The organism is Clostridium sp. DL-VIII, from assembly GCF_000230835.1.
Classification (GTDB): Bacteria; Bacillota; Clostridia; order Clostridiales; family Clostridiaceae; genus Clostridium.
This window is the reverse complement of record NZ_CM001240.1, coordinates 1,972,834-1,984,976: the sequence shown is the minus strand read 5'-3', so window position 1 is coordinate 1,984,976 and position 12,143 is coordinate 1,972,834. Positions and strand designations below refer to the sequence as shown.

Here is a 12,143-nt window from a genome sequence, read left to right as displayed (position 1 = left end):
TAAGGTTGGTGATGAAATGAAAAAATTGAATAAAGATGTAGGAAATTACTGTGAAGATTTAGCTAAAAATTATTTAAAAAGAAACTGCTATTTTATCTTAGATTGCAACTTTAAAAATCATCTTGGTGAAATAGATATTATTTGTACTCGAAATAATATATTAATAATTGTTGAAGTTAAAGGGAGGTATAATTATGACTACGGTTTACCTAAAGAATCCATTAGTTCTTCAAAGCAAAAATCTATAATTAAAGTTACTACTGCATATATATCTTACAAGAAGTTATTTAATCTCAATGTACGTTTTGACGTTATTGAAGTTTATTTAAACTCAAACAATAATATTTTTGAAATAAAGCATATAAAGGACGCTTTTAGATTACCATAAAATTTTTTCATTATCCGTCAATAATCTACAAATTACTAATATTGTTTTTATTTATTTACGCATAAAAAAAATCTATACAAATATTTTTATTTCCAATAATATTCGTATAGATCAAACTGTTATAAATTCTTAATTTATAATACTCATATACATAAAAGCCAAGTTTTTCCTTCTTGTTTTATAGTAATTTTGTTAAAAAGCTATTCCTATGAATACTGCATTTTCCATAAGTTTTTAAACCTTCTATATGTTTTGCTGTTCCATAGCCAACATTATTTTCAAAATCATAGTATGTATATTTCTTTGCATACTCTTTCATGATTTTATCTCTATATACTTTTGCGACAATTGATGCTGCCGCAATGCTGACGCTTTTAGTATCTCCTTTTATAACTGATTTATTTTCAATCTGAATATTTTTAACCAAATACCCATCCGATAATACTAAATCAGGCTTTATCTCAAGCGAATTACAACTTTCTAGGAATACTTTATTGTTTGAAAAAGCTATACCTTTTTCATCTATTTCTTCATTAGAAGAAACTGATATGCTATAACACACTGCTTTTTCTTTAATAATTTCAGCAAGCTCTTCTCTTTTTGCTTCTTTTACCTTTTTTGAATCATTTATATATAAAATTAAATCTTCGTCTAAAGCGTTTAAATCCAATATAACACTGCAGGCAACAATTGGACCCGCAAGAGGTCCTCTGCCTACCTCATCTACTCCTGCAACATATTTATAGTTTCCAAAAGATTTATCAAAATCATACATTTTTTTAACTCTTTTAATCTCATTTAAATATGAATCTAACTCTTTCTCAATTTTCGTTTTAAGGGATAGTACATTTTTTCTTTTATCTTCCCTTAACCAATTGATAATTTTATCATAATCTCCATTTTTATATACTTCAATTGCTGAGATCTCTGATATTTCTTTTTTTATTTGAGAAAATGATAGTGACTTTATATCCTCATTAATTATCCTCATTCTCTTCTACTGGACGTTCCAATGTAATAGCGCCCATTTTCCCTCCCCTAAATTCATCAAGTAGGATAACTGCTAATCTATTATAATCAATTTGTCCTCCCGAAATTAATGTTCCCCTCTTCTTACCTATAGCATCTAACGTATCTAAAGGATTTTCAAAAACTTCAGCTAGTTTATATCTCTCTTTTAATTTATCCTCATAACTACCTTGCAATCTTTCAACGAGTTTCAAAGCCAATTCTTCTATATCCATTATTTCGTCTTTTATTGCACCCGTAAAAGCTAAATTTAAAGCTGTTTCATCATCTTCAAATCTAGGCCATAAAACTCCTGGTGTATCTAAAAGTTCAATTCCCATTCCAGTTTTTATCCATTGCTTACTTTTTGTAACTCCTGGTTTGTCACCTGTCTTGGCTATATTGTTTCTTGCCATCTTATTTATGAAAGTCGATTTTCCGACATTAGGTATTCCAACTACCATAACTCTCATTGTTATGTTAACCATACCTTTTGCTTTTAATCTATCATGCTTTTCCTTTAAGAGACTTAATAGCATAGGTTTTATATTCTTAAGTCCATCACCTTTTAAACAGTTAACTTCTAATACCTTAACTTCTTCTTCTGTTAAGTAATTTATCCACTCTTTAGTTACCCTATTATCAGTCAGATCACTTTTATTCAAAAGTATAATTCTTGGTTTTCCCTCTAGTAATTTTTTAATATCTGGATTTGCAGAACTTCTTGGAATTCTAGCATCTCTTATTTCAATTACAGCATCAACTAATTTTAAATTCTCTTTAATTTCTCTTTGAGTTTTTTTCATATGTCCTGGAAACCAATTAATTGCCATATGAATTCCTCCTTAAATTTATTTTATATAAAAAGTAAAGTGGGTATACCATGCTTTAATTGACAATTTATTCATCATCAATTGTAAACTTATGTATTCTTCTTTAACTTAGTTTTAACCCAAATTAAATTTCTAACCCTCTCTATAATTTCCTACAGAAATAAAAAAAGGACTGAAACAGTCCCCTTTTTATACTATCTAGTTAATAATTCTTTAACTTTAGCAGCCTTACCAACTCTATCTCTTAAGTAGTAAAGTTTAGCTCTTCTTACTTTACCTCTTCTTGAGATTTCAATTTTTTCAATTGTTGGTGCATTTATTGGGAATGTTCTTTCAACTCCAGTTCCATAAGCAACTCTTCTTACAGTGAAAGTTTCTCTTAAACCACCATTTTGTTTTTTGATAACAGTACCTTCGAACATTTGAGTTCTTTCCTTGTTACCTTCTTTAATTCTAACATATACCTTTATAGTATCTCCAATTTTGAAACTAGGTAAGTCAGTTCTGATTTGTTCTGCTTCTATAGCTCTAATTATTTCGTTCATTGTGCATTCCCTCCTTAATGATAATTTGACGTTCTTAACATATATAAATTGACAGAGGAACGCCCGTACTAGCACAAATCATATCATATCACATAATTTTCTATATTTCAATAAAAATCATATTATATTTTTTACTTTTTTGTACTACTCTGTTTTAAAAGCTTAATATCTTCTTTAGTCAAAGTAATATTTTTATATAAATCAAGTCTAGTTCTCTTAGTTATTTCAAGAGATTTAAGCCTTCTCCACTTCCTTATATTTTCATGATGTCCAGATAGCAGTATTTCTGGCACCTTATCTCCTTCAAATTCTTCAGGTCTGGTATATTGAGGATATTCTAATAATCCATTGTAGAAAGATTCATCCATAAAGCTTTCTTCTTTTCCAAGCACTCCAGGTTTAAGTCTTAAAATACAATCTATTACTGGAATCGCAGCCATTTCTCCACCTGTCAGAACAAAATCTCCAAGAGAAATTTCCATATCTATATGTTTATAAACTCTCTCGTCTATTCCTTCATAATGACCGCATAAAAATATCAAATTATCTTCTTTTGAAAGATCCTTTGCAAGCTCCTGATTAAATTTCTTTCCTTTAGGTCCTAAAAATATAACCTTCCCACTATTGCTTTCTTTAGCATGTCGTATAGAATCTACTATTGGTTGAGGTGACATAACCATACCAGCTCCACCGCCATATGGATAATCATCAACTTTCTTATGTTTATTTAATGTAAAATCTCTTATATTTAATATATCGAAATCAATTATCTTATTTTCCCTTGCTCTTCCTATAATGCTGTGCTCAAAGATAGAAAACATTTCTGGGAACAAGGTTAATATACTAATCTTCATCCTGCCATTCACCTACTGGCCTTACAACTATTTTTTTAGCATTGATATCAACATTAAGTACTATATCCCTAAGAACTGGTATTAATAATTCTTTAGGCTCTTTAATCCAATATACATCATTATTAGGAGTACTAATTACATCAAAAACTCTTCCAATTTCTTTTTCATTTGTATCGTATACTGTGCATTCTTTTAAGTCCACAACATAATATGTATCTGGTGGAAGCTCAGGTTCACTATCACGTGGTATTTCAATATATTTTTCCTTATAAGTTTCAGCATCATTCATAGAATCTACGCCTTCTAACTTTAAGATAACTCTATCCTTTTGAAATTTAACTCCTAAAATATTTTTTGGTGCTCCACCTACTAAAACAGTCTTTAGACGTTTAAATTTATTAACATCCTCTGTCAAAGGATAAACCTTAACTTCACCTTTAACTCCATGAGTATTCACAATTTGGCCTATTTTAAATAATTTACTCACTTTTTCACCTCGTTTTTTATATTAGACATTGTAAAATAAAAACAAATCAATCCACTCTCCAATTTCCCATCATATTACATCACTAATTCCTCTAATAATCTCTGCTATAAAAGAAATCATCTTTTTGGATCTGATGAAAAATATCCTCGATATATGTTTACTTGTTATTTTCTTTACTAAGCCTTAAATTCTCATATAAAAATATATATCCTATAAACTGCTACTATATAACCAAACAAAAATCCATGCCTATAACCAATTTCACACTATAATTATACCTTAATATATTTAGCATTAAAATCATTAACAACTTACTTACAAAGTATACATCAACCTAAATTATATGTAATGTCTTTTTCATAATTGTTATCGCACAAAAATATACATATTCTAATTAAACTCTTAATATAGATATTCATATCGTATCTTTAACTTATAAATACAATGATTCTGCAACCTTTGTAAATTTTGCGTTCACCTCTACACCAGAAATCATATACATATTTGTGTAAGAGGCATTTTAAATTGAGCTGTGATGATTCTTGGAGGAAGGTTGTTCAATTTACTGCTTGTCCTAAACTTGCTTTAGGAACATGCAGAAATTGGCACAACCTTCCTCTTAGAATCTTCCAGCGAAAATTTAATAAGTCCGCTGAAACAAATATGTATATGATTTCGGTAGATTACCGCTAAACTCCAAGCCCCAGCCATATATATTTTTTGAATATATTTAAAAAGAGTTAGGTTACCCTAACTCTAAATTTTTTAGATGATTTCTACTATAACTCGTTTATTTTGTTTAACTGCTGCAGCTTTAACAACTGTTCTTATAGCTTTTGCAATTCTACCTTGCTTACCTATAATCTTACCCATGTCTTCTGGTGCTACTTTTAACTCAAGTATTATGGATTGTTCTCCATCCACCTCATTAACAGTAACTGCATCAGGATTATCAACAAGGGATTTAGCCATAAATTCAACTAATTCCTTCATAAACGTCCACAATTAATATGTATTAATTGCAGAATTCACCTCCAAAAATTACTTAGTAAGACCTGCATTATTGAAAAGTCTCTTAACTACTTCTGTTGGTTGTGCTCCATTAGATAACCATTCATTAGCTTTTTCTTCGTTGATTTTAACTTCAACTGGTTCAACTAATGGATTGTAGTATCCAATTTCATCGATGAACTTACCATCTCTTGGTGCTCTTGAATCTGCAACTATTATTCTATAGAAAGGAGCTTTTTTAGCACCCATTCTTCTTAATCTGATTTTTACTGCCATTTTAATTTCACCTCCTTTAAAGGATAATAAATATATTTCAACTCTAAGGTCTAGAAAGGTAACTTTCCAAATAAGCCGCCTTTCTTAGCCTGCTTCTGGAATGATTTCATTTGTTTCATGTTCTTTTTCATCATTTCATAGCCCTTCATGAGTTTATTAACTTCTTGTATGTTTGTACCTGATCCTTTAGCTATTCTGCTCTTTCTTGATGGAGACTTTAATATAAGGCTTGGATTTCTTCTTTCTTTACTTGTCATAGATTGAATAATCGCCTTAGTTCTATCAAGCGCTTCAGTTCCTTTATCAAAGTCAACTCCTTGAAGTTCCTTTGAATTTAAGCCAGGTATCATTTCCATAATTTTATTTAAAGGTCCAAGCTTTTTCATCTGTTCCATTGCCATTAGATAATCTTCAAAGTTAAATTCTTGATTTAACATTCTCTTACCTAAATCAGCAGCTTCCTTTTCATCAATAGCTTCTTGGGCTTTTTCAATAAGTGATAATACATCACCCATTCCTAAAATTCTTGAAGCCATTCTATCAGGATGGAACACTTCAAAGTCATTCATTTTTTCACCGACACCAGCAAACTTAATTGGCTTATCAATTATGCTCTTGATTGAAAGTGCGGCTCCACCTCTTGTATCACCATCAAGCTTTGTCAAGATAACTCCGCTTAAATCTAAATCATTATTGAAGCTTTCTGCTACATTAACAGCATCTTGACCTGTCATAGCATCAACAACTAATAATATTTCTGATGGTGTCACATTTTCTTTTATGCTTTTTAATTCCTGCATTAATTCTTCATCAATATGAAGTCTACCTGCAGTATCTATAATAACTACATTATTACCATTATCCTTTGCATGAGCTATTCCATTTTTTGCAATTTCTACTGGACTTATTTTATCACCCATTGAAAATACAGGAATTTCAATTTGCTTTCCAACAACTTCTAATTGCTTAATAGCTGCTGGTCTATAAATATCACATGCTACCATTAGTGGTTTCTTATTATTTTTTCTAAGGTTCAACGCAAGCTTACCACACATGGTAGTCTTACCTGCCCCCTGCAGCCCAACTAACATTATAACTGTAAGTCCTGAACTGCTATAATTAAGTTTACTTTCACTTCCACCCATAAGATTAGTAAGTTCTTCATTAACTATCTTTATTACCTGTTGTCCTGGTGTTAAGCTTTCAAGAACTTCACTTCCCACACACTTTGAACTAACAGAAGAAATAAATGTTTTAACAACTTTATAGTTAACATCTGCTTCTAATAAGGCAAGCTTTACTTCTCTCATGGCTTCTTTTATATCTTTTTCAGTTAACTTTCCTTTTCCTTTTAATTTTCTGAAAGTTTCCTGTAACTTTTCACCTAATCCTTCAAAAGCCATGTTTACTTCCTCCTTAAATTATAAACTTTCTAGTTTTTCTTTATATTTTATAATATCCTTCTCATCTATGGAATATTTATTTTTTAATTGTTCTAAAAAATTCATAATCTCTTTTTCTTTATTTACACTCTTCTCAAGTAAGTGAAGCTTACTTTCATAGGATAGAAGCTGTTTATAACATCTTTTAATTAAATCGTGAATAGCCTGGCGACTTGTTTTGTTAAGTTCTGCTATTTCAGCTAAAGATAAATCATCATCATAATACCATTGCATAATTTCAACTTGTTTCTCTGTTAATAATGAACTGTAGAAATCCATAAGCAATGAGATCTCAACTCTATCTTCCATTTCTAATCACCTTACCCACAAAAGAGATTTTAACAATATTTTTCACAAGTGTCAAGTACTTTTACTTAACACCCTAAAAATTTTTTCCAAACAACATTATACTTTCATATTTTCATTAATTTTCTTTGTATACACTATATAAAACAAAACAAGTGATAAGTTATGAATTATAAGTTAAGGATAAAATCCCCTATTTGAGGATTTCTAAAAAATATATTTTTCAGAAAAGCCTTAAGGCTTTTCATCCTCAACTGTTAATTGTTAATTGATTAAATTAGTGCTTCTGCAAAAGCTTCTGCATCAAATTCTTGAAGATCCTCAACACCTTCTCCAACACCTATATATCTTACTGGAATGTTTAAGCTTTGCTTTATCGATAAAACAACTCCACCTTTTGCAGTTCCATCTAATTTAGTCAATACTATCCCATCGATCGGACAAGCCTCCATGAATTGTTTTGCTTGAATTACAGCATTTTGTCCTGTAGTTGCATCTAAAACAAGCAACGTTTCCTTTTTATATCCTTCAAGTTCTCTATCTATTATTCTATTTATCTTTTCAAGTTCATTCATTAGATTTTTCTTATTATGAAGTCTTCCTGCAGTGTCACAGATTAATAAATCAACATTTCTAGCTTTAGATGCTTCTATGGCATCAAAAACTACCGCTGCCGGATCTGAACCTTCTTGATGTTTAACTATATCAACACCAGCTCGACTGCTCCACACTTCAAGCTGATCTATAGCTGCTGCTCTAAAGGTATCCGCTGCTGCAAGAAGCACTTTTTTGCCTTCTTCTTTATTTTTAGCTGCAAGCTTTCCTATTGATGTAGTTTTCCCAACCCCGTTAACTCCAATTACAAGCATTACCTTTTTTGCACCGTCATTTTCTTCTGAAGCGCCTTCTAATAACATTTCTTTAATTACTTCTTTTAATGCTGGTTTAACTTCCTTTGGATCATTTATTTTTTCTTTACGTATCTTATTTCTTAATCTTTCTATTATATCTACCGTAGTATCCATACCTACATCTGATATTATTAATATTTCTTCTAATTCCTCATATAAATCCTCATCTATAGTTATTGCTAAATTTAATACTTCATTAATTTTATCTGTTAATCCATCCCTTGTTTTACTTAATCCATCTTTTAGTTTATTAAATAAATTTCCAAACAAATTCATTTCCTCCTAATTAAAATTTTCAGTTAAATCAACTGATACTACCTTAGATATACCTTTTTCCTCCATGGTTACTCCGTATATGATATCACTAACTTCCATAGTACCTTTTCTATGAGTTATAATTATAAACTGAGTATTATGAGAAAACAATTTTAAAAATTCTGCATATCTATATACATTTGCATCATCCAATGCCGCTTCTATTTCATCTAGAATACAGAATGGCGTTGGTTTCATTTTTAAAATTGCAAAAAGCAACGCTATTGCCGATAACACTTTTTCTCCACCTGACATTAAGTTTATATTTTGAAGTTTTTTTCCTGGCGGTTCCACATTTATGTCAATAGCGGCTGTAAGTTCATCACCTTCACCTAAGATAAGTTCTGCACTACCTCCTTTAAACAGATCTTTAAAAGTCTCATTAAAATTATAATTTAAAACTTTAAAATTCTCTTTAAATAGAGTTTTCATTTCAGTAGTCATTTCTTCAATAACAGATTTCAGTTCTCTCTTTGCATTTTCTAAATCTTCTGCCTGTGTTGACATAAACTCATATTTTTCTTTTATTTCCTCATATTCCTCTATAGCTGCTAAATTAACGATGCCAAGTCTTGTTATCATTCCCTTGGTAGTATTAATTTCTTGTCTCAACGCCTCTTCATTTTCTACCGGCTCACTTATATCTACTGCTTCTGCATATGTTAATTCCAATTCTTCATTTAATTTTTTATAGATATGTTCTTTATCAGCTTCTTTTTTAGCCTTAATCACTTCTTTTTTATTAACTTCAACTTCCTTGATGCTGACTTCATCTAATATGCCGCTTATTAAATTATCTTTTTCTTTAAATTCTTGTTTTAATTTTTCTTTTAGTATCTCTTCATCTTTAAAATTTAATTCTAATTTATTAATACTAATAGTATTATTTTCTATTTCTTTATTCTTTACCTCTATATCCGAAGTTAAACTTTCAATGCTCGTTCTATTTTCAATATTTTCTTTATTTAGAACTTCACTCTTGTAATTTAAATCTTGAATTTCTTTATCCATTCTAGAAAATTCATTTTTTCTATTTTCTATAGCTTCATCTAAAGTTGCTTTATTTATTTTCATTTGTGTAAGCTTAGCGTCACTATCATTTACTTCTTTAGCTTTAGCTTTGATTAATTCCTCTAACTCTACACTCTTACTCTTATTAGATGTATTTTCATTTTCAATAGATTTAATTTCTTCTTCTTTAGTTTTTAATTTTTCTAAAATAGCTTCCTTTTCATTTACTATCCTTTTAAGCTCTTCCTTAGTTACTTCTAAATTTCTTTTTAATTTATCAGTATCATTTTGTAACCCTTTGACTTCACTGTCCTTTTTAGTCAGCTCAATGTTTTTTTCATGAACCTCGTCTCTCTGATTCAATATCTCTTCATCAAGCTTTTTAATTTCATCCTTAATAGCTTGTACCATTTGAGTTAATTCTTCATACTGCTTTTTCTTTTCACTTATATTTTTTGTTAATTCTTCAATTTCTCTTTTTCTACCTAGGACATTAGAATTTCTTCCTTTTATGCTACCACCAGTTAAAGCTCCACCCGGATTTATTACTTCTCCCTCTAAGGTAACAATTCTTTGATTATATTTCCCAATACGCGCTATTTTAAGCGCACAATCCATATCAGTAGCAATTATTGTTCTCCCAAGAACATAGTTCATTATATTATGGTACTCTCCATCATATGAAATTATGTCACTTGCAATGCCAACATATCCATCCGCCTCAGTTATATTCCTGTCTAGCTCTAATTTTTTCCCTTTTATTACGTTTAAAGGCAGGAAAGTTGCTCGTCCTAAATTATTCTTTTTTAAATATCCAATAAGAACTTTAGCTATTTCTTCATTCTTAGTTATTACATTTGAAATTGCAGCTCCAAGTGCAATTTCTATAGCTACTTCATACTTTTTATCAACGCTGAAAATCTCACCTAAAACCTTAGTATCTTCAGCAGCAGTAATTCTTTCTTTATGAACTAATTCCATTAATGACTTTACCGATCTATTATAACCCTCGTAATGCTTTTCTAAGTTCTCTAACATAGTTTTATTAGCATCAAGTTTAGATAAAGTTCCACTTAATTCTCTTAGTTCGTTTTCTTTTCTTGTTAAATTTGCAGATAATGTGCCCATCTTTTTTTTATCTTCTGCAATTTTTATTTCTAGTAACTTTATATCATCTTTCTTATTTTCAATTTCATTATTTAAATCTTTATAAGTTGCTGAATTAATTACTATGTTGCTTTCTATAGATGAAATGGATGAATTTAAAGTTTCTTTTCTCTCTTCTCTAAGGGAAATATCTTTATTTAAAATAGTAATCTCATTCTTTATATCAGAATTACTTCTTAAAAGCTCAAATTCACCTTCTTTTAATGCTCTTAACTCTTCTTCAATAGTTCTAAGCTCCTGTGAATTCTTTGTATTAACCCCCTCTAATCTGTTTATTTCTTCATTTTTACTTTTTTGCTCTTCTAATCTTTTAGCTAATTCTTCTTCTAATACTGATTTGTTTTCATTTAGTTCATTTATCTTAACCGCAATATCACTTAATTCATAATTATTTCTATTTATTTTATCTTCAAAGCCTTTAATTCTTTCCTTGTATAATTCAATGCTTTTTTGATCTTCACTAATAACTTCTTTTAAATCATAATATTGCTCTTTTCCTTCCAAATTCTTTTTTTCTAATTCTTCTATTTTGTTTTCTAAGCCTTTAAGTTCCAGCTTATCATTTGCAATTTCTTTTCGTTTATCTTCAATTTCCTTAATCTTTAAATTCAAATCTTCATTAAAGCTCTTTAGCTCTTCTTCCATTCTATCTATAGTATGAACTATAATCGATACTTCTTTTTTCTTTAAATCTTTAGATAATTCATTGAACTTCAGTGCCTTTTCCCTTTCAATTCTTAAAGGCTCTATTCTTTCTTTATAGGTCGATAAGATATCATTTATTCTAACTAAATTTTCATCTGTATTACTTAGTTTCTTTTCTGCTTCTTCTTTTCTATTTTTAAACTTTACAATACCTGCTGCTTCTTCTAATAAAGCTCTTCTATCTTCTGGTTTTCCACTTAGTATAGCTTCGATCTTACCTTGTCCTATTAACGAATATCCTTCCTTACCTATTCCAGTATCCATAAAGAGATTGGTTACGTCCTTAAGTCTGCACTTTGAGTTGTTTATTAAATATTCAGATTCTCCCGACCTGAATATTCTTCTTGATACCGTTACTTCATTATATTCTGTTGCAAGCTTCTCATCGCTATTATCAAGAGTTAGCGAAACCTGTGCAAGTCCTACAGGTTTTCTAAATTGGGTTCCTGCAAAAATTACATCCTCCATCTTTCCGCCTCTAAGCACCTTAACACTCTGTTCTCCAAGTACCCATCTTACAGCATCAGAAATATTACTCTTTCCGCTTCCATTTGGTCCTACAACAGCTGTAACCCCTTGTTTAAATTTCAATTCAGTTTTGTCCGCAAAGGATTTAAATCCTCGTATTTCTAGAGATTTTAAAAACATGTTCCCTCTTCTCCTTAAAAAGAAAATATACTAGGCAGTAATGATAAAAGAAAAATTAATATTATAAAAATAGTCATCCCAACCATCATTTTTTCTCTAGTCTTTTTTTTCATGCTAACTATCACTCCTTATTATAATTTAGTTTATAGTAAAGCCTAATAAATATCAACTTAGATCAGTTTACAGTTAACAATTTACAATTCACAGTTAGGAAAAAAAGCCTCCGGCTTTTCTTA

The 12,143-nt window shown here is 29.9% G+C and carries 12 protein-coding genes; 1 reads left to right on the top strand and 11 read right to left on the bottom strand.

All coding sequences use genetic code 11. From position 1 onward, the window contains the following. The first annotated feature begins 16 nt into the window (after nucleotides 1-16). A complete protein-coding gene (locus CDLVIII_RS09090) occupies nucleotides 17-388 on the top strand; it encodes a YraN family protein (RefSeq protein ID WP_009169154.1) in 372 nt (123 codons plus the stop codon). A 178-nt stretch (nucleotides 389-566) separates the two neighbouring features. On the opposite strand, the gene CDLVIII_RS09085 is transcribed toward CDLVIII_RS09090, so the two are convergent. The 11 genes from CDLVIII_RS09085 to smc form a co-directional block, all read right to left on the bottom strand. Next, on the bottom strand, nucleotides 567-1,379 hold the full coding sequence (locus CDLVIII_RS09085) for a ribonuclease HII (RefSeq protein ID WP_009169153.1): 813 nt from the start codon (nucleotides 1,377-1,379) through the stop codon (nucleotides 567-569). Beyond that, a complete protein-coding gene (gene ylqF, locus CDLVIII_RS09080) occupies nucleotides 1,366-2,229 on the bottom strand; it encodes a ribosome biogenesis GTPase YlqF (protein WP_009169152.1) in 864 nt (287 codons plus the stop codon). Before ylqF ends, CDLVIII_RS09085 begins: the two co-directional genes overlap by 14 nt. Before the next feature lie 194 nt (nucleotides 2,230-2,423). After that, on the bottom strand, nucleotides 2,424-2,774 hold the full coding sequence (rplS, locus tag CDLVIII_RS09075) for a 50S ribosomal protein L19 (protein WP_009169151.1): 351 nt from the start codon (nucleotides 2,772-2,774) through the stop codon (nucleotides 2,424-2,426). 131 nt (nucleotides 2,775-2,905) lie between these two features. After that, nucleotides 2,906-3,628, bottom strand: coding sequence for a tRNA (guanosine(37)-N1)-methyltransferase TrmD (gene trmD, locus CDLVIII_RS09070; RefSeq protein ID WP_009169150.1), 723 nt, complete (start codon nucleotides 3,626-3,628; stop codon nucleotides 2,906-2,908). After that, the gene (rimM, locus tag CDLVIII_RS09065; RefSeq protein ID WP_009169149.1) at nucleotides 3,618-4,115 is read right to left on the bottom strand and encodes a ribosome maturation factor RimM; all 498 of its coding nucleotides are present in this window, start codon (nucleotides 4,113-4,115) and stop codon (nucleotides 3,618-3,620) included. The genes trmD and rimM overlap by 11 nt, the downstream gene beginning before the upstream one ends. Nucleotides 4,116-4,880: 765 nt before the next feature. Then, nucleotides 4,881-5,108 (bottom strand): KH domain-containing protein, encoded by a 228-nt coding sequence (locus CDLVIII_RS09060; RefSeq protein WP_009169148.1) that lies wholly within the window; start codon nucleotides 5,106-5,108, stop codon nucleotides 4,881-4,883. A gap of 48 nt (nucleotides 5,109-5,156) precedes the next feature. After that, nucleotides 5,157-5,402: a 30S ribosomal protein S16 gene (gene rpsP / locus CDLVIII_RS09055; protein ID WP_009169147.1), complete on the bottom strand. Its 246-nt coding sequence runs from the start codon at nucleotides 5,400-5,402 to the stop codon at nucleotides 5,157-5,159. Nucleotides 5,403-5,452: 50 nt separating this feature from the next. Next, a complete protein-coding gene (gene ffh / locus CDLVIII_RS09050; protein WP_009169146.1) occupies nucleotides 5,453-6,805 on the bottom strand; it encodes a signal recognition particle protein in 1,353 nt (450 codons plus the stop codon). An 18-nt stretch (nucleotides 6,806-6,823) separates the two neighbouring features. Then, on the bottom strand, nucleotides 6,824-7,153 hold the full coding sequence (locus CDLVIII_RS09045) for a putative DNA-binding protein (protein ID WP_009169145.1): 330 nt from the start codon (nucleotides 7,151-7,153) through the stop codon (nucleotides 6,824-6,826). A 269-nt stretch (nucleotides 7,154-7,422) separates the two neighbouring features. Then, nucleotides 7,423-8,331, bottom strand: a complete 909-nt coding sequence (ftsY, locus tag CDLVIII_RS09040) for a signal recognition particle-docking protein FtsY (protein ID WP_009169144.1) — start codon at nucleotides 8,329-8,331, stop codon at nucleotides 7,423-7,425. A 12-nt stretch (nucleotides 8,332-8,343) separates the two neighbouring features. After that, entirely contained in the window at nucleotides 8,344-11,907 is a 3,564-nt protein-coding gene (smc, locus tag CDLVIII_RS09035) for a chromosome segregation protein SMC (protein WP_009169143.1), read from the bottom strand. Between the last annotated feature and the right edge of the window lie 236 nt (nucleotides 11,908-12,143).